A 20,273-nucleotide genomic window follows, 5' to 3' on the forward strand; every position below is an offset into this window, starting at 1 on the left:
CTGGCTATTCGAGGCTCAGGCGGCGCTCGCGCACCAGCCGGGCCCACTTGTCCTGCTCGGTGCGCAGCACGGCGGCGAACTGCTCGGGCGTGTTGGCGATGCCGGTCAGGCCCTGTTCGCGCAGCCGCTGCTGGAACGCGGGCTCCGTCACGATCTTTCGCACCTCGGCCTGCAGCCGGTCGACCACCGCGCGGGGCGTGCCGGCCGGGGCCAGCAGGCCGACCCAGGAGTTCACCTCGAAGCCGGGGTAGCCGCTCTCGGCCACGGTCGGCACCTCGGCATAGGCGGCGACGCGCTGCGCGCCGGTCTGGGCCAGGGCACGCAACCGGCCCGCGTTGACATGCGGCTGGGCCAGCACGGCCGAGAGGAACATCATCTCGACCTGCCCGCCCAGCAGGTCCTGCTGGGCCGGACCGCCGCCGCGATAAGGGATGTGCGTGACGAAGGTGCCGCTCACGGCCTTGAAGTACTCGGCCGTGAGGTGGTTGCTCGAGCCCGGCCCGACGCTGGCGTAGTTCAGGCGCCCCGGCTGCGCCTTGAGCAGGCCGACGAAGCGCACGAAGTCCTTGGCCTCGACCTTCGGGTTGACCACCAGCACCAGCGGGTTGCTCGCCACCTGCGTCACGGGCTGCAGGTCTTTGGCGATGTCGAAGCTCAACTTCGGATAGACCAGCGGGTAGGTCGCGTAGCTGTCGAACACCATCAGCAGCGTGTGGCCGTCGGGCGCCGCGCGGGCCACCTCGGCGCCTGCCAGCGTCCCGCCGGCGCCGCTGCGGTTGTCCACGATCACGGTCTGGCCGAGCGCGGCCTGCAGGCGCGGCTGCAACTGGCGCGCGACGGTGTCGACGATGCCGCCCGGCGGAAAGCCGACGACCAGCCGCACCGGCTTGGTCGGCCAGGCCGGCGCCTGGGCCTGCGCGGCCATGCCCCACAGCAGCGTGCAGGCGACCAGGGCCCGGGAAAGGATCGAGAAAGACATTGTGTGCGTCCGTCGGGTTGGGAAGAAAAAGGAAGACGTCAGCGCACGAAGTGCGGCGGAATCTGCGCGTCGACGTTGACCCACACACTCTTGACCTGCGTGTACTCGCGCATCGCATCGAAGCCCATCTCGCGGCCGTAGCCGCTCTGGCCCACGCCGCCGAAGGGCGAGCCGGGGTTCACGCGCTTGTAGCTGTTGATCCAGACCATGCCGGCGTGCAGGTCGCGTGCCACCTTGTGGGCGCGCTGCAGGTTGCTGGTCCACAGGCCGCTGCCCAGGCCGTAGTCGGTGCCGTTGGCGATCTGCATCGCCTCTTCGTCGCTCTTGAAGGTGAGCACGGTGACGAAGGGGCCGAAGACTTCTTCCTGCGCCACGCGGTCCTGGTACGAACGGGCGCGCACCACGGTCGGCTGCACATAGCAGCCCTGCGCCAGGTCGCCGCCGGGCGCGCCGCCGCCCGCCAGCACCTCGCCGCCCTGCGCCTGCGCCACCTCGACATAGCTCAGCACGCGGTCGCGGTGCTGGGCGCTGGTGAGCGGGCCCATCTCGGTGGCCTCGTCGAGCGGGTTGCCCAGGCGGATGGATTGGGCCAGCGGAATGAACTGCTCGAGGAAGGCGTCGGCGATCTTCTCGTGCAGCATCAGCCGCGAGCCCGCGATGCAGGCCTGGCCCTGGTTGTGGAAGATGGCCCAGGCGCTGCCGTTCACGGCAGCCTGCAGGTTGGCATCCTCGAACACGATGTTGGGGCCCTTGCCGCCGAGCTCGAGCTGCACCTTCTTCAGGTTGCCCGCGCTGGCCTGCACGATGCGCCGGCCGGTGGCGGTGCTGCCGGTGAAGGCGATCTTGGCGATCTCGGGGTGCTCGGCGATGTACTGGCCCGCCACGCTGCCCAGGCCCGGCAGCATGTTGACCACGCCGGGCGGCACGCCGGCCTCGGCCATCAGCTCGGCGATGCGCAGCGAGGTGAGCGGCGTGATCTCGGCCGGCTTCATCACGATGCAGTTGCCGGCCGCCAGCGCGGGCGCCATCTTCCAGCTCGTGAACATGAGCGGGAAGTTCCACGGCACCACCTGGCCGACGATGCCCACGGGCTCGCGCAGCGTGTAGTTGAGAAAGCCCTCTTCCACCGGAATGGTCTCGCCCTGGAACTTGTCGGCCATGCCGCCGAAGTAGCGGAAACACGCGGCGGTGCGCGGCACGTCGAGCCGGCGCGAGTCGCGGATCGGGTGGCCGGTGTCCAGCGATTCGAGCCGCGCGAGTTCTTCGCCGTTGGCCTCGATGAGGTCGGCCAGCTTCAGCAGGATGCGCCCCCGGTCGGCGGCGGCCATGCGGCTCCACTTCGGGAACGCGCGCTTCGCGGCGGCCACGGCCTTGTCGACGTCGGCCTTGCCGGCCAGCGCGACCTGGGCGATGGGCGTGTTGTCGTGCGGGTTCAGCGTGGCGAGCGTCTCGCCGGATTCGGCGTCGACGAAACGGCCGTCGATGAAAAGCTGGTGGCGGATGGAAAGAGCAGGCATGGGTTCTCCTCGCCCTCCCCGCGCGGGGAGGGCTGGATGGATGAATGGCGGGAAGAAAGAAGCGGCGGCGCGCCGGCCGGTCAGAACTCGACCGGGATCTCGGGCGACTCGCCCTTCTGGATCTCGTAGACCAGGCTGGGCGAGCCGTTCTCCCACACCAGCAGCATCGAGCGCTTGGGGCTGAAGCCCTGGTGGCGGCAGTAGGCGGGCATGGCGGCCATGTCGCCGGCCTTCATGATCACGCGGGCCATGGGCTTGCCGGTGTTCTTGTCGCCGCAGTCCCAGTGGATCTCGTCGGTCATCTGGAAGAACCACTCGACGCGGTCGTTGCCGTGGATGATCGGCAGGATGTGCTCCTCGGTCGTCGGGCACATGTAGCTGTGCTTCACCACCGAGGTGAAGCTCGGGTTCCACGTGACCTGCGAGCGGCTCAGAAAGCCGAAGAGGTTGAAGGCGTGCACCTCGTTCTCGAAGCCCGGCTCGGGGTGCAGCTCGGGCTGGCCCTGCGGCACGTCGGCGAAGGCGCGGTTGACCGGCGCGCCGCGCGCGTCGCTGCGCAGGTCGAGGTCGCCCTTCAGGCCCACGCAGCGCTTGGCCAGCTCGCGCGCCCGGGTGATCTTGGCCGTGTTGTTGCCGCTCTTGCGGCCGTAGGGCGAGCCGGTTTCCTGCGGCGCGGCGAAGGGGTCGAAGGCCTCGTTGGTCCAGTCGTCGAGCATGGCCTCGAAGGTGGCGCGGATCTGCGCCGTGGGAAAGTTCTCGAGCAGGTCGATGCCCGCGTCCTTCATGGTGCCGTTGAAGCTGCCGGCGTACAGGTCGACCGAGTCGTAGTGGTTGATGGTGCCGAACACGTTGTCGAAGTTGACCCAGCCGTAGAAGAAGCCCCAGGCCACGTCGCGCATCAGCGCACGCAGGTAGTTGCCAGCGTCCATGGTGTGGCTCATGGGTCGGCCGTCACGGGTCTTCCAAGTGATGTGGGCAAAGTACTCGTCGCGACGGAAGCCGAAGCTGCCGAGCGAAAAATCCTTGTAGCCGAGCGTGGCATCGGGCTGCGATGCGATGACCTTGGCGAGTTCTGCGGGTGCGTTCATGGTGTGGCTCCTGGATGGCGGGTTCAGTGCGTCTGGCAGATGTCGGCCCACTTCTCGACCGACAGATCGCCCTTGCAGGTCTGCAGAACGATCACGCCCGGGTCGCCAGCGACCCTGAACTGATAGGCGGTGTTCTTCGGCAGCAGGCCCTGGTGGCCGCGCGAGAGCTTCATCCAGCCCATCTTCTTGCCCTGCGGCTCGCCCTTCACGCGCACGGCGCCGTTCTTCTCGGTGTCGGCCACGGTCTGGGCCGCATCGAGCTGCACGAGGTGCACTTCGACCTCGCCGTCCATCACCAGCGCGAACTCGTCGTGGGCGCAGGTGAACCAGGGCGAGGTGCCTTCGGCGCGCAGCGTTTCCAGCACGTAGATCTGGTTCTGGCCGAACACGACCTTCTCGTAGGGCTGGCTGATGCTGGCGATCTCGAAGCAGTTGGAGAACGCGTAGTGGCGCACGTCGTCGTCGATGGGCTCGACGTGGCCTTTCTCGAAGTGCTTGAGGGACCCGAAGCGGGTCTGGTATGCGACGGTCATGGGTTGTCTCCTGAGGTGCCGGACGGTGCAGCGTGGTGGCTGCGATGTCTGCACTGTAGGAAACGGGGGGCGCGAGCGGTAGGCCCGAAACGCGGGCCGCATTGTTCGGCAAATCCGTTCAATGCACAGGGTTTACCCCGGAACGGACCGCGCTCGCGTCAGGCGTCCCAGATCAGGCCCGGCGGCAGCAGGCCGCGCTCGATCATGGCGGCGTCCCACGGCGGCACCTTCGAGAACGCCTGGGTCAGGTGCTCGATGAACAGGCGCAGCTTGAAGGCATTGCGCGAGGTGCCCGCGTACACCGCGCTGAGCGAGAACGACGACAGCTGGTGCGCCGGCAGCACCACCTCCAGGTCGCCGCGCAGGATCGCCTCGCCGGCCACCAGCGTCGGCAGACAGACGATGCCGGCGTGCTCCATGGCGTACTCGCGCAGCAGGTGGACGCTGTTGGTGAGCAGCGCGGCGCTCATGTACAGCGTGACCTGCTCGCCCGCGTGATGGAAGGTCCAGCGGTCGCGCGTGGGGTAGCCCGAGTACAGGCCGAGCGTGTGCTTGTGCAGCTCACGCGGGCTCGCGGGCCGGCCGTGCGCACGCAGGTACTCGGGCGTGGCGCAGAACACGCGGCGCACCGGGAACAGCGGGCGCGACACCAGCTCGGTCGATGCCGCCGGAAAGATCTGCAGCGCGCAATCGACGCCCGCCTTCACCGGGTCGACCACCGCGTCGCTCACGATGAGCTCCAGGTGGATGTCCGGAAAGCTCACCTGGAAGGCGCGCAGCAGCGTGGCGAAATGCCCCAGCACGAAACCGGTGAGCGCATGCACGCGCAGCGTGCCGGTGGGTCCGTCCTTGGCGTCGCGCATCTGGTCCATGATGTCGTTGGCCCGTCCGACCAGCTCGACGCAGTCGCGCAGGAAGGCCTGCCCCACGTCGCTGAGCCGGACCACGCGCGTGCTGCGGTGGAACAGCGGCGCGCCGACGTGGTCCTCGAGCTGCTTCACGCGGCTGGTCACCACCGATTTCGACACCCGCAGCTGGCGCGCGGCCTCGGCAAAGCTCTGGGTCTGTGCGACCCGCACGAAGGTCTCTATGTTCTCGAGGCGGTCCATGGGGAATGCAATGTAGCGGTTGCGCGGCGGCGGCCGGTCGGCCGCACGGGTGTGAAGTACTGCGCAATCCCGCTCGGAGATTGACCGCGCCCTTCTCAATTCGCCCACAAATGTGAGCATTTCCCTGTGAGATTGTTAATACGGCAACTATTGTCCTGCCCCGAAGCACCCCGGGTGCACAAGAAATCGAAGCAGGGAGTTCCCATGACCAAATCCACGATCACCGTGATGCTCGCGCTGGCGGCATCCGTTCTCATGAGCGCCTGCGCGCACCACCACGCGCCACCGCCGCGCGCGGAGCCCGCGCCGGCGCACAAGGGCGGCAACTTCTGCCCGCCGGGCCAGGCCAAGAAGGGCAACTGCTGATCGCCCGCCATGCTGAACCCGTTCCTGCGTGACATGACGCCCGACGAACTGCCGACCGGCACCGCGCGGCCGGCCTACATCGCCCTGCTGCCCGTGCTGGCCTATGTGCTCGTCGCCATCGCGTTCCTGAGCATGTCGGTGGTCGTGCCGAGCCTGCTCGTGGCCTGCCTGTTCGCGACCGCGGCGGCCATGTCGCTGGGCGCGGGCGTGGTGCTCGGCATGAGCATCTGGATCTTTCCGCAGCTGTCGAGCTGAGGGCCGCACGCGATGAGTACTTCGAACGCTTCGGTCTTCCGCGTCCACAGCTGGCGCACGACCCTGCTGGCAGCCTCCGTGGTGCTGCTCATCGTGATGGCGCTGCTCATGAAGTGGCTGGTCGAGCTGCAGGTGGAAACCGCGCAGGAACGCCAGCTGCGCGAAGCCGTCGCCCGCGAGGCCGACGCCCGCTGCTTCGTGCTGCCCACGCGCCAGGAGGTCGACACCTGCCGGGCCGTCAACGCGGCGGGCCTCACGCCCTGACCGGCGCGCCGCTCACCCGAAGGTGAACGCGTAGGCCTGCGCGCCGGCGTCGAGAAACTCGATCTCGAACAGCCGTTCCCTGCCGCTGCCCGCCGACTGTCGCACCAGCTGGTACAGCTTCTGCGCATCGACCACGCCGTGGCCCTGGGCATCGGTGTCGGCGCCGTGGTCCGCCAGCGGCGGCTGGCCGTCGACCCGCACCGTGAAACGCACCGGCTTGCCGTCGGCCATCGGCCCGAGCACGAGGTGCAGGTCGCGCGCCTTGAAGCGGTAGGCGATGCGGCCATTGGCCTGGTTCAGCACGGCACGCTCGCCCTCCACCGTCCAGTCGCCGCCCAATGACCACTGGTTGGTGCGCAGTGAAGAAACCACGGGCTCGTAGGCCTTCGCACGGTCGCGCGCGATGCCGCCGGGCGACGCAAAGCCGTGCGCACGCGCATGGCCCAGGTAGGTTTCGCCGGACTGAGCCGGCTCGGCGCCGGGCGCGGCCTGGGTGCCCTGCCCCTGCGGCGCCACCAGCCCGGCATTGATGCTGTTCGCCTGCCCGGCCTCGGCCAGCAGCTGCTGGATCACCTGCTCGGCCTTGTCGTAGCGGTTCTCGCCGAACTGGTGATGACGGATGCGCCCCTGTGCATCGACGAAATAGAACGCCGGCCAGGCCTGGTTGTCGAAGCCGCGCCAGATCGAAAAATCGTTGTCCAGCGCCACCGGGAACCCGATGCCCAGGTCTTTCACGGCCTTGCGCACGTTGGCCGGGTTCTTCTCGAACGCGAACTCCGGCGCATGCACACCCAGGACGACCAGGCCCGCGTCCCTGTACTTGTCGGCCCACGCGCGCACGTAGGGCAGCGTGCGCAGGCAGTTGATGCACGAGTAGGTCCAGAAGTCGACCAGCACCACCTTGCCGCGCAAGGCCTCGGGCGTGAGCGGCGCCGAGTTGATCCACTCGGTCGCGCCCGCCAGCGAAGGCAGGCGGCCTTCGACACGGAGGTCGCGCGCGGGCACCGACGCCGGGCGGGTGTCCGCGACGCGCACGAAGCCGGCGTCTGCGCGCTGTGCCTGCGGCGCGTCTTTGCGCAGCGTGTCCACCAGCGCCTGCTCCAGCGTCGACGTGGTGCCCAGCGACAGGCGCGCGAGCCAGCCGGTGTCCAGCCCCAGCGCAATGGCGCCCACGCCCGTCAGCACCGCAGCACCGGCGAGGCGCCGCACGCCGTCGCCGGTCGGCAGCGTGCGCTTCAGCGCCGACAGCAGCCGGCCGCCGGACAGCAGCGCCACCGCGAGCGAGGTGCACGCGCCAGCCGCATAGGCGAGCAGCAGCAGCGAGGTGCCGACGCTGGCGCCATTGAGCGCCGCGCCCGTCAGGATCAGCCCGAGGATCGGCCCCGCGCACGGCGCCCAGAGCAGGCCTGTGCCCACGCCCAGCCACAGCGGCGAGAACACGGAGGCCTGCCGCTCATCGGAAATGCGCAGGCCCAGCGCCACCAGCGGCCGGCTCAGGCGCTCGGCCACGCGCGGGAACAGCAGCGTCGCACCGAACAGCGCGAGCAAGGCCATGGCCGCGTAGCGCCCGTATTCGTTGAGCGTGACGATCCAGCCGCCGCCCACCGCGGCCAGCGTGGCGACCACGGCGAAGGCCAGCGCCATGCCCACGAGCATCGGCAGGCCGTGCGAGCGGAAGGGCCGGTCGGCGCGCGCGAACACGAAGGGCAGCACCGGCAGGATGCAGGGGCTCAGGATCGTGAGCACCCCGCCCAGGTAGGCGATGAAGAGGATGAGCATGGGGATGTGAAAGATGGGGGGACGGGTTCAGCGAGCGGGCGCGGTGACCAACGCCAGCCGCGCCTCCAGCCCGCCTTCGGGTCGGTTGTGCAGCGTGAGCTCGGCGCCCATCGCCATGGCCAGCTGGTGTGCGATGGCCAGGCCCAGGCCGGTGCCGCCGGTGCTGCGGTTGCGCGAGCTTTCGACGCGGTAGAAAGGCTTGAGCACCGCGTCGAGCTCGTCGGGGGGAATGCCCGGGCCGTTGTCGAGCACGCTCACCACGAGGCGGCCACCCTCGCTTTCGGCCTGCACGCGCAGCGTCACGTCGGAGCCGAACTTCAGCGCGTTGTCGATCAGGTTCATCAGGATGCGGCGCAGCGCATTGGGGCGGCTCACGATCGGCGCACCGGCCCGGCCGTCGAGCCGCACCTGCTGGCCCACGTCTTCGTAGTCGGCCACCATGCTTTCGAACAGCGCATCGGCGTCGATGCGCAGCGGCGGCTCGGTGGCGCCGTGCAGCGTGCGCGCATAGGTCACGCCCTCGCGCACCAGCGCGTTCATGGCGTCCAGGTCCTGGCGGAATTTCTCGCGGTCGTGCGTGTCGTCCATCAGGTCGGTGCGCAGGCGCATCCGCGTGATGGGCGTCTGCAGGTCGTGCGAGATGGCCGCCAGGATCTCGACGCGCTCCGCCATGTAGCCCGCGATGCGCTGCTGCATGGCGTTGAAGGCGCGCGCCGCATGCGCCACTTCGGTCGGGCCCTCTTCCACCAGCGTGCGGCCCTTCAGGTCGGGCCCGAGCTGGTCGGCCGCCGCGGACAGCTGCGCGAGCGGCCGCGTCACCAGCCGCACCGCGACCCAGGCGCACACGGCCAGCACCAGCAGCTGGCCCGCCAGCAGCCACATCACCCAGCCCGACACCGGCATGCCCACGCGCATGGCGTGCACGACCACGGACGACCCGTCGCCCAGCCGCACCTCGATCTGCAGGCCCTCGGGCGGCCAGGCCACCTCGCCGACCTTGACGACCGGGAACGGGCGCATCGCGTCGACGATGGCCGCGGCAAACTGCTGCGAAGCCTCCGAGCGGGGCGTGCCACCCTGCGCGTTGCCGCCCAGCACGAAGCGGTAGTTGCGCCGTTCCAGCCGGTCGAGCCAGCCGGCGCGCTCCGCCGCGGGGAGCCGGTCGAGGATGGCGACCGAGCTCGCGATGTCGCGCTCGATGCCGATCATCATCAGCTCGCGAAGCGCCATGTTCCGCTCGTAGCGGATCGCCGCGAAGGTGAGCAGCTGCGCGATCGCCAGGCCCACCACGATGATCAGCGTCACGCGGGAGAACAGCGAGCCGGGCAGCAGCCGGCGCCAGCGCGGCGCCGTGCCGGTCGGATTCGCAACGGGATTCGCGGAAGTGGACATGGACAGCTTCTTCGTCAGGCGGCGTGGCGATGCGTCATCGGCGCAGCGGGCTCACACCAGGTGGATGGCAACGTCGATGTTGCCTCGGGTCGCCTTGGAATAGGGGCAGGTCTGGTGCGCGGCCTCGGTGAGGGCCTGCGCCACCTCGCGGTCCAGGCCCGGCAGGCTCACGTTCAGGCGCGCCTGCAAAAAGTATTCGCCGCCCGCGGTGCCCAGGTCGACCTCGGCATCGACGGCCAGGTCGGGCGGCAGCGCGAGCTTCATCTTGCCGGCCGCCTTGCCCATCGCGCCGATGAAGCAGGCCGACCAGCCGGCCGCGAACAGCTGCTCGGGGTTGGTGCCGGTGCCGGCGCTGCCGGGCGACGAGAGCTTGATGTCCAGGCGGCCGTCGGAGCTGCGCGCCTCGCCGTCGCGGCCTCCCGAGGAGGTGTGGGTCTTGCCGGTGTAGAGGACTTTGTCGATGCGGGTCATGAAGGTTCCTTGAATGCAGGGTGGTTGGAAAACGCACGGATTGTTGGGCCGCCCACCCCTTGCCGGATCGCCTTCTGTATGCCTGTGTATCTGGCCCGCACATCCACACACTACGTTTCCACGGCCACCCCCGGCGCGCCGCCGGAACGCTACATTGCGGCTGCGGCGCCGTGCCGCCCCTGCCCACCCTGCCATGACGCCCAAGACCTCCGACCACATCCTCATCGTCGACGACGACCGGGACATCCGCGAACTGCTCACCACCTACCTGGTGAAGAACGGCCTGCGCGTGGTCGCGGTGCCCACGGGGCGCCACATGCGCGCCGCGCTCGAGGCGTCGGGGCCCTTCGACCTGATCATCCTGGACCTGATGCTGCCCGGCGAAGACGGACTCACGCTGTGCCGCGACCTGCGCACCGGCAAGTACAAGGCCACGCCCATCCTCATGCTGACCGCGCGCAGCGAGGAAGCCGACCGCATCCTGGGCCTGGAGATGGGCGCCGACGACTACCTGGCCAAGCCCTTTTCCGCGCGCGAACTGCTGGCGCGCATCCGCGCCGTGATGCGGCGCACGCGCATGCTGCCGCCCAACATGGGCACCGTCGAACCCTCGCAGAAGCTGGGGTTCGGCGAATGGCAGGTCGACACGGTGGCGCGCCACCTGATCGACGACGCCGGCGTGATGGTGGCGCTCAGCGGCGCCGAGTACCGGCTGCTGCGCGTGTTCCTGGACCACCCGCAGAAGGTGCTCAGCCGCGACCAGCTGCTGAGCCTGACGCAGGGGCGCGAGGCCGAGCTCTTCGAGCGCTCCATCGACCTGCTCGTGAGCCGGCTGCGCCAGCGCCTGCGCGACGACGCGCGCGAGCCGCGCTACATCAAGACCGTGCGCAGCGAAGGCTACGTGCTCGCTTCGGCGGTCGAAGCGAGAGACTGACCGACGCCACGCTCTGGCACTGGGTCGGGTGGCGCACCTCGTGCGCCAGCCCGCCCGCGAAGAACAGCAGCGCGAACCAGAGCTTCTTGAATCCGCGAGGGCACGTCATGGGGATTTCCTTCGGGCGATGAGTGGATGACGGGCGGATTGTTGGCCGCCTTCTCACCGTGCAACGGGCATTGCGTATGCCTGTGTATCCCGGCCCGACATCGACACACCACGTTTCGTCGAGGTGCCTTCGCGCGCCTGCGATTGAAATTTAGTGTGGCCGGAAGCGGCGCGGATACAGAGGCATACACAAGCCGATCAACAGGTGGGTTTCCCCCCGAACAATCGCGCCGTCCCCCCTCGAATCCCAGGAGATTTCCATGACCGCCTCCCCCTCGCTGCCACGCCGCGCGTTCCTCGGCAAGGCCGCACTCGGCCTCGCCGCCACGCAGCTCACGTCGATCGTTCCCGCCTTCGCCCAATCCGTCAGCACAGGCGGCGCCCGTCGCCTCGAACCCCTCAGGAGCATCGACGCCGGCAGCCTGCGCATCGGCTACCACGAAGCAGGCCCGGCCGACGGCGCGCCGGTGATCCTTCTGCACGGCTGGCCCTACGACATCCACATGTTCGTCGACGTCGCGCCGCAGCTGGCCGCCGCGGGCTTTCGCGTGATCGTGCCGTACCTGCGCGGCTACGGCACCACCCGCTTCCTGTCGACCGACACGCCGCGCAACGGGCAGCAGTCGGCGGTGGCCGTCGACATCATTGCGCTGATGGACGCGCTGAAGATCCCCGTCGCCACCGTGGCCGGCTGCGACTGGGGCGCGCGCACCGCGTGCATCATGGCCGCGCTGTGGCCCGAGCGCGTGAAGGCGCTGGTGTCGGTCAGCGGCTACCTCATCGGCAGCCAGGAGGCCGGCAAGGCGCCGCTGCCGCCGCAGGCCGAGCTGCAGTGGTGGTACCAGTACTACTTCGCGACCGAGCGCGGCCGCGCGGGCTACGAGAAGAACCGCCACGACTTCGCCAGACTCATCTGGCAGCTCGCCTCGCCGAAGTGGAACTTCGACGCCGCCACCTTCGAGCGCAGCGCCGTGGCCTTCGAGAACCCCGACCACGTGGCGATCACGGTGCACAACTACCGCTGGCGCCTCGGACTGGCCGAGGGCGAAGCGAAGTACCAGGCGCTGGAGAACCGGCTCGCCCAGGCGCCGGTGATCGGCGTGCCGACCATCACGCTCGAAGGCGACGCCAACGGCGCACCGCACCCGGAACCCAGCGCTTATGCGAAGAAGTTCTCGGGCCGCTACGAGCACCGGCTGGTCAGCGGCGGCATCGGCCACAACCTGCCGCAGGAGGCGCCCGAGGCGTTCGCGAAGGCGGTGATCGACGTGGCGCGCGGATAAGCCGCGCGAACCCTCAGTCGGCGACGAGCGCCTGCGCCAGCGGCTCGGCGTCGAAGCGCTCGAACCCGCAGTAGCACAGGAAGTGGCGGTTGGCCGCGCGGCCGAACAAGGTCATGCCGAGCTGGGTGGCCAGCTCGTGCCCCATCGCGGTGACGCCGTTGCGCGAGACGACGATCGGCACGCCCATGTGGGCCGACTTCATCACCATCTCGCTCGTCAGGCGGCCCGTGGTGTAGAAGACCTTGTCGCCGCCGTCGATGCCGTGCACCGCCATCCAGCCGGCGATGGTGTCGATGGCGTTGTGCCGGCCGACGTCTTCCGCGAACACCAGCATCTCGGTGCCGCAAAACAGCGCGCACCCGTGCACCGACCCGGCATGCCGGTGCACGCTGTTGCGCGATTTCATCTGTTCGAGGATGCGCGCCAGCGTGCCCTGCGCGATGCGCGCCGACTGCGCCGCCGGCAGCCGCACGGCGCCGATCTGCGCCATGGCGTCGCCGAAGACGGTGCCTTGTCCGCAGCCCGTGGTCACGACCCGGTGCGCGGTTTTTTCGGCGAGGTTCGCGATGCCGCGGTGGGTCTTCACGGCGGCCGCCTCCACGCTCCAGTCGACATCGATGCTCTCGACCTCGTCGGCGCGCCGCACCAGGTCCTGGTTGAGCAGATAGCCCAGCACCAGCAGCTCGGGCGCGGCGCCCAGGGTCATCAGCGTCACGAGTTCGCGCTTGTCGACGAAGACGGTTAACGGCCGCTCCGCCGGGATGTCGATGTCGCGGCGCTCGCCGTGCTGGTCGACGATCTCGATGCGGCGCAGCAGCGGGCCGCGCGCCGGGTTCAGGCGCGGCGCGCCGGCGCGCCGGGGCAGCGGGACCGCATCGAAAGCCAGCGGTGTCTCGTCTTCTGCGTCGTCTTCACGTGGGGCCATGCGGAATCCTACGCCACCGCTGCGAGCGGAGCGCGAAGGGGTACTGCTCGCAGACGGGCGCGCCATCGGCTATGGTTCGTTCATGCCTTCTTCGGACACTCCCGCGACCGCGCCCACGGGCCGCCCGACGCTCGACGTCGCGGTGGTCATGCGCCGCGAGCGCCTGCACGGCCCCTCGAGCCACTGGCAGCCCTGGCGCTGGACGCTCGACAGCGTGCTGCCCGACGAGCCCGGCTTCGGCACCGAGCCGCGCCTACTGCGCGACGACGACGGCGAGCAGCACTGGCTGCACCCCGGCTTCAAGGTCGAGCTGTACCGCGACGAGGCCGAGGGCTACCACCTCAACGCGATCACGCCGACGCCGTGCTGGTTCGTGCTGTGGCGCATGGATGAAGAGCCCACGCTCGCGCCGCTGCCCATTCCGCGCCCGGTCGTGGTCACGCTCAGCTACTACGAGGCCGGCCGCTGGCTCGATGCGCAGGAAACCGTGGAACAGGTGCCGGCGCCCGCGGAGGTGGTCGACTGGGTGCGCGCCTTCGTCGACGAACACTACGTGGTGGAGCCCAAGCGCCGCCGCCGGCCCGAGAGCTTCCGCTCGCTGGTCGACCGCTTCGGCAACGCCGCGAGCGTGACGACCGAGAAAAAGCGCGGACGGGGTGCGGGCGATGTCTGAAGGTTTCCTGGGACGCTGGTCGCGCCGCAAGCAGGAAGTGCGCGCGGCCGAGGCCGCCGTGGAAGAAAAGACCCTGCCGGCCGTGGAACCCGTTGCGGTGCCGGCGCCAGTGCCACCCCCCGCCGCGCTCGCCGAGCCCCCCGCCGCCGAAGGCGAGCAGGACACCGCGCCGCCGCTGACGCTCGCGGACGTGGACGCGCTCGACATCGGCTCCGACTTCAAGCCCTTCCTCACAAAGGAGGTCGCGCCCGAGGTCAAGAACGCGGCCTTCCGCAAGCTTTTTGCCGATCCGCATTTCAATGTGATGGACGGCCTGGACACCTACGTCGACGACTACTCCCAGTCCACCCCCGTGCCCGAGAGCGTGCTGCGCCAGATGGCCAGCGCCAAGTTCCTCAAGCTCTTCGACGAAGCCCCCGAAGACATTCCCCCGGAAACCCCCGACGACGCCGAAACGGCGGACGTGGCACAGTCCCAGGGTTCCGAAACGCTTCCCAGCCCGCCGGTTGCCGCGATGCAACCCGCCAGCCAAGAAACCGATGACCACCACGCTGATTTGCGACTGCAACCAGACGATGCCGCTCGAGCCGAAGACGCTCGGCGCGGCACTGGCTGAAACCCTCCCGCTGCATTCGTCGCTGTGCCGCCGCGAGGCGACCTCCTTCCAGCGCGCCATCCAGTCCGGCGACGACGTCGTGGTGGCCTGCACCCAGGAAAAACGGCTGTTCGGCGAACTCGCCACGCAGACGCCCAACGCCACCTCGCCGATCCGCTTCATCAACATCCGCGAGACGGGTGGCTGGAGCCGCGACGCCAAGAGCGCGATGCCGAAGATCGCCGCGCTGCTGGCCGCCGCCAGCCTGCCCGAGCCCGACCCTGTCTCGACCGTGAGCTACACCAGCCAGGGCCGGCTGCTGATCATCGGCGCGCTCGACGCGGCCGAGCGCGCCGCGGCGCTGGTCGGTGACACGCTCGACGTCACCCTGCTCGCGCAGGGCCCCGGTGCAGACGGTGGCGCACAGGCGCGCCGCTGGCCGGTGATCGCCGGGCGCATCGATTCGCTCACCGGCTGGCTCGGCGCCTTCACGCTGCGCTGGACGCGCGACAACGCGATCGACCTCGACCTGTGCACCCGCTGCAACGCCTGCGTGGTCGCCTGCCCCGAGCAGGCCATCGGGCTGGACTACCAGATCGACAACGCGCGCTGCACCTCGCACCGCGACTGCGAGCGCGCCTGCAGCGTGGCCGGCGCCATCAATTTCAGCCGCGAGCCGCAGGCGCTCGACGCGGCCTTCGACCTCGTGCTCGACCTTGGCGCCGCGCCGCAGATCGACTGGCACGCGCCGCCGCAGGGCTACTTCCACCTGCCCGGCGGCGTCGCGCAGGCCGAGGGCCTGCAGACGCTGCTGCGCCTGCGCGAGCTGGTGGGCGAATTCGAGAAGCCCAAATTCTTCGACTACAAGCAGAAGCTGTGCGCCCACAGCCGCAACGAGGTGGTCGGCTGCAACGCCTGCGTCGAGGTGTGCTCGGCCCACGCCGTGAGCAGCGACCCGCAGCGCCAGCGCATCGTGGTCAACCCGAACCTGTGCGTCGGCTGCGGCGCCTGCACCACGGTGTGCCCGACGGGTGCGCTGGGCTACACCTACCCGCGCGCGCCCGACCAGGGGCTCAAGCTGCGCAAGCTGCTCAGCACCTATGCCTCGGCGGGCGGGCGCGATGCGGCGCTGCTGCTGCACAGCCAGGAAGGCGGCCAGGCGCTGCTCGAACAGCTCGGGCGGCAGGCGCAACTCGGCAAGGCCCAGGGCGTGCCGGCGCGCGTGATGCCGGTCGACCTCTTTCATGCGGCCAGCACCGGCATCGACCTGTGGCTGAGCGCCGTCGCCTTCGGCGCCTCGCAGGTCGCGGTGCTGTGCACCGGCGAAGAGGCGCCGCAGTACCTCGCGGCGCTCAAGCAGCAGCGGGACGTCGCGCAGGCGCTGCTGCTCGGCCTGGGCTACACCGGCACGCACTTCCACGTGATCGAGGCCGACTCGCCCGCCGCGCTGGACGCCGCGCTGGCCGGCCTGCGCACGACCACGCAGCGCGTGCCGGCCACGGCGGCGCGCTTCGCCGTCGGCGCCGACAAGCGCGACCGGCTCGAGATGGCGCTGGACCATCTGATGGGTGCGGCCCCGGCTCTGCAGGCGCCCGCCGAGGCCCCGCTGGCGTTCGCGCTGCCGGCCGGCTCGCCGCTGGGCGCCGTCGCGGTCGACAAGGACAAGTGCACGCTGTGCCTGGCCTGCGTCAGCGCCTGCCCGTCGGGCGCGCTGCTGGACAGCCAGAGCGCGCCGCAGCTGCGCTTCATCGAGAAGAACTGCGTGCAATGCGGCCTGTGCGAAACCACCTGCCCCGAGGACGCCGTCTCGCTCGTGCCGCGCCTGCTGGCCGCGCCCAAGCGCAAGCAGCAGGTGCTGCTGAACGAGGCCAAGCCCTGGGCCTGCATCCGCTGCAGCAAGCCCTTCGGCACGCAAAAGGCCATCGAGGCCATGCTCGGCAAGCTGGCCGGGCACGCCATGTTCCAGGGCGAGGCGCTGGAGCGCCTCAAGATGTGCAGCGACTGCCGCGTCATCGACCTGTACAGCGCCACCAACGAAGTGAAGATCGCCCCGCTATGAGCCAGACCTTTCCCGCCACGTCCGCGCTCGACGAGGAGGTGGCCCGGGCCGAGCTCTACGGCCTGCTCGCGCGGCTGTGGTACGCCGCGCCCGATGCCGAACTGCTGGAAGCCTTCCAGGTCGCGCCCACCGAGGCGCCGGCCGCGGGCGCCTTCCTGGAAGAACCGTGGCGCCAGCTGGTCGGCATCGCGCGCGACACCAGCGCCGCCGCCGCGCACGAGGAATACGACGCGCTCTTCGGCGGCATCGGCAAGCCCGAGGTCTTCCTGTTCGGTTCGCACTACCTGAGCGGCTTTCTCAACGACAAGCCGCTCGTGCAGCTGCGCCACGACCTCGACAAGCTGGGCCTGGCGCGCACCGAGACCACCTACGAAACCGAGGACCACATCGCCTGCCTGTTCGAGGTCATGCGCTACCTGATCGCCGGCGAGGACGTGGCGGTGGCCAACCTCACGCAGCAGCAGGCGATGTTCTCCAGACACGTCCAGCCGTGGCTGCCCGCCTTGTGCGATGCTGTGTTGCAGCATCCGAAGGCGCGGTTCTATGCGGCGCTCGCCGCCTTCACGCGCGCGTTCGGCGACGTCGAGGCGCAGGCCTTCGACATGCTGGACTGAGAAGGTGTGAACGAATGCGAGGGGTATTCAGGTTGCTCACACCTTGTTGCTGGTCTAGTATCCACAAGGCCGACCGGGTTTCCCCTCTCTCGTCGCGCCCAGCCACTCCTGGAGTCAATATGCAGGACAGCCAAAACACCGGCATCAAGCCGGCCTCCCGCCGCGGATTCTTCATCGGTGCCGCCACCGCCGGCGCCGCTGCGGTGGCCGTCACCGCGCTGCCGAAGGTGGCGACCGAAACGCCCGTCGCCGCCACGCCTTCCCTGCCGCCCCCGCCCGAAAACGGCGGCGGCTATTCCCTGAGCGAACACGTCAAGCGTTACTACGCCACCACGTCAGCCTGAGGAGACCCCGTGCTTCTGACCAGAAAATCCCCAGGCACCGCGAGCCCGCGGACCTCCGATGCGTCGCCCTTCGTTCACAGTTTGCGGCGCGGCCTCGCGAACGCCCTGCCGACCATGGACCGGCGCGCCTTCCTGCGGCGCTCCGGCCTGGGCGTCGGCGTGGGCCTGGCGGCCAGCCAGCTCACGCTGATCCAGAAGGCCAAGGCCGCCGACGGCCGGCCCACGGCCATCGGCGCCGGCAAGATCGAGGTGAAGCGCACCGTGTGCTCGCACTGCTCGGTCGGCTGCGCGTCCGACGCGGTGGTCGAAAACGGCGTGTGGGTGCGCCAGGAGCCGGTGTTCGACTCGCCCATCAACCTGGGCGCCCACTGCGCCAAGGGCGCGGCGCTGCGCGAGCACGGCCACGGCGAGTACCGCCTGCGCTATCCGATGAAGCTCGTGAACGGCAAGTACGAGCGCATCAGCTGGGACACCGCGCTCGACGAGATCACCGCCAAGCTGAAGGAACTCACCAAGGCCAGCGGCCCCGACGCGATCTACTGGATCGGCTCGAGCAAGCACAGCAACGAGCAGGCCTACCTGCTGCGCAAGTTCGTGAGCTTCTTCGGCAGCAACAACTGCGACCACCAGGCGCGCATCTGCCACTCGACCACGGTCGCGGGCGTGGCGAACACATGGGGCTACGGCGCCATGACCAATTCGTACAACGACATGCGCAACGCGAAGATCGCGATGTACATCGGCTCGAACGCGGCCGAGGCGCACCCCGTGAGCATGCTGCACATGCTGCATGCCAAGGAAAACGGCTGCAAGATGATCGTGGTCGACCCGCGCTTCACGCGCACGGCGGCCAAGGCCCACGAGTACGTGCGCATCCGCTCGGGCTCGGACATCGCGTTCCTGTTCGGCATCCTGCACCACATCTTCAAGAACGGCTGGGAAGACAAGCGCTACCTCAACGACCGCGTCTACGGCATGGAAGAAGTGCGCGCGGAAGTCATGAGCAAGTGGACGCCCGACAAGGTCGAGGAAGCCTGCGGCGTGAACGAGGCGCAGGTGCTGAAGGTCGCGACCATGCTGCACGAGCACCGCCCCGGCACCGTGGTGTGGTGCATGGGCCAGACGCAGCACAGCATCGGCAACGCCATCGTGCGGGCCTCGTGCATCCTGCAGCTGGCGCTGGGCAACGTGGGCACCTCGGGCGGCGGCACCAACATCTTCCGCGGCCACGACAACGTGCAGGGCGCGACCGACGTCGGCCCCAACCCCGATTCGCTGCCGGGCTACTACGGCCTGGTCGAAGGCTCGTGGAAGCACTTCGCCGCCACCTGGGGCGTGGACTTCGAATGGATCAAGGGCCGCTTCGCCTCGCCCGCGATGATGAGCAAGCCCGGCATCACGGTGTCGCGCTGGATCGACGGCGTGCTCGAGAAGAACGAGCTCATCGACCAGGACTCGAACCTGCGCGGCGTCTTCTACTGGGGCCATGCGCCCAACTCGCAGACGCGCGGCCTCGAGATGAAGCGGGCCATGGACAAGCTCGACCTGCTGGTCGTGGTCGACCCGTACCCCTCGGCCACGGCCGCCATGGCCGCGATGCCGGGCCGGCCCGAGGACGCCAACGCGAACCGCGCGGTGTACCTGCTGCCCGCGTGCACGCAGTTCGAGACCAGCGGCTCGGTGACGGCGTCGAACCGCTCGATCCAGTGGCGCGAGAAGGTCATCGAGCCGCTGTGGGAAAGCCGCACCGACCACATGATCATGCAGCAGTTCGCCGACCGCCTGGGCTTCGGCAAGGAGCTCAGCAAGAACTACAAGATGCAGAAGGTCAAGGGCATGGACGAGCCCGTGCCCGACGACATCCTGCGCGAGATCAACAAGTGCTGCTGGGCCGTCGGCTACTCGGGCCAGAGCCCCGAGCGGCTGCAGGCGCACATGCGCAACATGGCCGCCTTCGACGTGCGCACGCTGCGGGCCAAGGGGGCGGTCAAGGACAAGGTCAACGGCTACGACATCTCGGGCGACTACTTCGGCCTGCCCTGGCCCTGCTACGGCACGCCCGAGCTCAAGCACCCCGGCTCGCCGAACCTGTACGACCCGTCCAAGCACGTGATGGACGGCGGCGGCAACTTCCGCGCGAACTTCGGCGTGGAGCGCAACGGCAAGAACCTGCTGGCCGAGGACGGCTCCCACTCGCTGGGCGCCGACATCACCACCGGCTACCCCGAGCTCGACCACCTGCTGCTCAAGAAGCTGGGCTGGTGGGACGAACTCACCGAGGCCGAGAAGCCCAAGGCCGAAGGCAAGAACTGGAAGACCGACAGCTCGGGCGGCATGATCCGCGTGTTCATGAAGAACCACGGCTGCCACCCCTTCGGCAACGCGAAGGCGCGCGCGGTGGTGTGGAACTTTCCCGACGCGATCCCGCAGCACCGCGAGCCGATCTACGGCACGCGCCCCGACCTCGTCGCCAAGTACCCGACGCACGACGACAAGATGGCCTTCTGGCGCATGCCCACGCTCTACAAGACGGTGCAGCAGAAGAACATCGCCGACAAGATCGCCGAGAAGTTCCCCTACATCATGACCTCGGGTCGGCTCGTGGAGTACGAGGGCGGCGGCGAGGAAACCCGCTCCAACCCCTGGCTGGCCGAGCTGCAGCAGGAGATGTTCATCGAGATCAACCCGAAGGTGGCGGCCGAGAAGAACATCCGCAACGGCGAGCGCGCCTGGGTGCACACGCCCACGGGCGCCAAGCTCAACGTGCAGGCCCTGGTGACCGAGCGCGTGGGGCCCGACACGGTGTTCATGCCCTTCCACTTCTCGGGCCGCTGGCAGGGCGAAGACCTGCTGGCCTACTACCCGAAGGGCGCGGCGCCCATCGTGCGCGGCGAGGCCATCAACACCGCCACCACCTACGGCTACGACAGCGTCACCATGATGCAAGAGACCAAGACCACGGTCTGCAACATCGAGAAAGCATAA

20 protein-coding genes are annotated in these 20,273 nt (G+C 69.2%); 11 read left to right on the top strand and 9 right to left on the bottom strand.

Going from position 1 to position 20,273, the window contains the following annotated elements:
* Positions 1-4: 4 nt before the first annotated feature.
* From AC1RAA_RS10350 to AC1RAA_RS10370, 5 genes are all read right to left on the bottom strand, one after another.
* Positions 5-979, bottom strand: coding sequence for a tripartite tricarboxylate transporter substrate binding protein (locus AC1RAA_RS10350; protein ID WP_492729631.1), 975 nt, complete (start codon positions 977-979; stop codon positions 5-7).
* 38 nt (positions 980-1,017) lie between these two features.
* Positions 1,018-2,481 carry an aldehyde dehydrogenase family protein gene (locus tag AC1RAA_RS10355; protein WP_095747526.1) on the bottom strand — a complete coding sequence of 488 codons (1,464 nt, stop codon included), beginning with the start codon at positions 2,479-2,481 and terminating at the stop codon, positions 1,018-1,020.
* Between the two features lie 95 nt (positions 2,482-2,576).
* A complete protein-coding gene (locus AC1RAA_RS10360) occupies positions 2,577-3,584 on the bottom strand; it encodes a hydroxyquinol 1,2-dioxygenase (protein ID WP_070059783.1) in 1,008 nt (335 codons plus the stop codon).
* A 23-nt stretch (positions 3,585-3,607) separates the two neighbouring features.
* Positions 3,608-4,117 carry a cupin domain-containing protein gene (locus AC1RAA_RS10365; protein ID WP_492729629.1) on the bottom strand — a complete coding sequence of 170 codons (510 nt, stop codon included), beginning with the start codon at positions 4,115-4,117 and terminating at the stop codon, positions 3,608-3,610.
* Between the two features lie 158 nt (positions 4,118-4,275).
* A complete protein-coding gene (locus tag AC1RAA_RS10370; RefSeq protein WP_062479604.1) occupies positions 4,276-5,226 on the bottom strand; it encodes a LysR family transcriptional regulator in 951 nt (316 codons plus the stop codon).
* A 204-nt stretch (positions 5,227-5,430) separates the two neighbouring features.
* On the opposite strand from AC1RAA_RS10370, the gene AC1RAA_RS10375 reads away from it, so the two are divergent.
* From AC1RAA_RS10375 to AC1RAA_RS10385, 3 genes are read left to right on the top strand one after another with little or no spacing between them, the layout of a single operon-like run.
* On the top strand, positions 5,431-5,592 hold the full coding sequence (locus AC1RAA_RS10375) for a hypothetical protein (RefSeq protein ID WP_390345397.1): 162 nt from the start codon (positions 5,431-5,433) through the stop codon (positions 5,590-5,592).
* 9 nt (positions 5,593-5,601) lie between these two features.
* The gene (locus AC1RAA_RS10380) at positions 5,602-5,847 is read left to right on the top strand and encodes a hypothetical protein (RefSeq protein WP_062479607.1); all 246 of its coding nucleotides are present in this window, start codon (positions 5,602-5,604) and stop codon (positions 5,845-5,847) included.
* A gap of 12 nt (positions 5,848-5,859) precedes the next feature.
* Positions 5,860-6,111 (top strand): general secretion pathway protein GspL, encoded by a 252-nt coding sequence (locus AC1RAA_RS10385; protein WP_095744491.1) that lies wholly within the window; start codon positions 5,860-5,862, stop codon positions 6,109-6,111.
* A 12-nt stretch (positions 6,112-6,123) separates the two neighbouring features.
* On the opposite strand, the gene AC1RAA_RS10390 is transcribed toward AC1RAA_RS10385, so the two are convergent.
* Genes AC1RAA_RS10390 through AC1RAA_RS10400 form a run of 3 tightly spaced genes read right to left on the bottom strand, consistent with a single transcriptional unit; the run spans position 6,124 to position 9,753 of the window.
* Positions 6,124-7,890: a cytochrome c biogenesis protein DipZ gene (locus tag AC1RAA_RS10390; RefSeq protein WP_492729627.1), complete on the bottom strand. Its 1,767-nt coding sequence runs from the start codon at positions 7,888-7,890 to the stop codon at positions 6,124-6,126.
* A 27-nt stretch (positions 7,891-7,917) separates the two neighbouring features.
* Positions 7,918-9,282 (bottom strand): ATP-binding protein, encoded by a 1,365-nt coding sequence (locus AC1RAA_RS10395; protein ID WP_492729625.1) that lies wholly within the window; start codon positions 9,280-9,282, stop codon positions 7,918-7,920.
* Positions 9,283-9,333: 51 nt separating this feature from the next.
* On the bottom strand, positions 9,334-9,753 hold the full coding sequence (locus tag AC1RAA_RS10400) for an organic hydroperoxide resistance protein (protein ID WP_492729623.1): 420 nt from the start codon (positions 9,751-9,753) through the stop codon (positions 9,334-9,336).
* 193 nt (positions 9,754-9,946) lie between these two features.
* On the opposite strand from AC1RAA_RS10400, the gene AC1RAA_RS10405 reads away from it, so the two are divergent.
* Entirely contained in the window at positions 9,947-10,687 is a 741-nt protein-coding gene (locus AC1RAA_RS10405) for a response regulator (RefSeq protein WP_062470956.1), read from the top strand.
* A 368-nt stretch (positions 10,688-11,055) separates the two neighbouring features.
* Positions 11,056-12,078, top strand: a complete 1,023-nt coding sequence (locus AC1RAA_RS10410; RefSeq protein WP_492729621.1) for an alpha/beta fold hydrolase — start codon at positions 11,056-11,058, stop codon at positions 12,076-12,078.
* A 13-nt stretch (positions 12,079-12,091) separates the two neighbouring features.
* On the opposite strand, the gene AC1RAA_RS10415 is transcribed toward AC1RAA_RS10410, so the two are convergent.
* Entirely contained in the window at positions 12,092-13,003 is a 912-nt protein-coding gene (locus tag AC1RAA_RS10415) for a formate dehydrogenase accessory sulfurtransferase FdhD (protein WP_492729619.1), read from the bottom strand.
* Between the two features lie 82 nt (positions 13,004-13,085).
* On the opposite strand from AC1RAA_RS10415, the gene AC1RAA_RS10420 reads away from it, so the two are divergent.
* The 6 genes from AC1RAA_RS10420 to AC1RAA_RS10445 all read left to right on the top strand — a co-directional run bounded on the left by AC1RAA_RS10420 (position 13,086) and on the right by AC1RAA_RS10445 (position 20,273).
* Entirely contained in the window at positions 13,086-13,676 is a 591-nt protein-coding gene (locus AC1RAA_RS10420; protein WP_159277698.1) for a DUF3305 domain-containing protein, read from the top strand.
* Positions 13,669-14,292: a DUF3306 domain-containing protein gene (locus AC1RAA_RS10425; protein ID WP_492729617.1), complete on the top strand. Its 624-nt coding sequence runs from the start codon at positions 13,669-13,671 to the stop codon at positions 14,290-14,292. The genes AC1RAA_RS10420 and AC1RAA_RS10425 overlap by 8 nt, the downstream gene beginning before the upstream one ends.
* Complete coding sequence (locus AC1RAA_RS10430; protein WP_492729840.1) at positions 14,252-16,330, top strand: 4Fe-4S dicluster domain-containing protein; 2,079 nt, start codon at positions 14,252-14,254, stop codon at positions 16,328-16,330. The genes AC1RAA_RS10425 and AC1RAA_RS10430 overlap by 41 nt, the downstream gene beginning before the upstream one ends.
* Positions 16,327-16,944: a TorD/DmsD family molecular chaperone gene (locus AC1RAA_RS10435; RefSeq protein ID WP_492729615.1), complete on the top strand. Its 618-nt coding sequence runs from the start codon at positions 16,327-16,329 to the stop codon at positions 16,942-16,944. The genes AC1RAA_RS10430 and AC1RAA_RS10435 overlap by 4 nt, the downstream gene beginning before the upstream one ends.
* Before the next feature lie 119 nt (positions 16,945-17,063).
* Entirely contained in the window at positions 17,064-17,288 is a 225-nt protein-coding gene (locus AC1RAA_RS10440) for a formate dehydrogenase (protein ID WP_492729613.1), read from the top strand.
* 9 nt (positions 17,289-17,297) lie between these two features.
* Entirely contained in the window at positions 17,298-20,273 is a 2,976-nt protein-coding gene (locus AC1RAA_RS10445) for a formate dehydrogenase subunit alpha (protein ID WP_492729611.1), read from the top strand.

This window comes from Variovorax sp. GW823-FHT04F07, assembly GCF_058795995.1.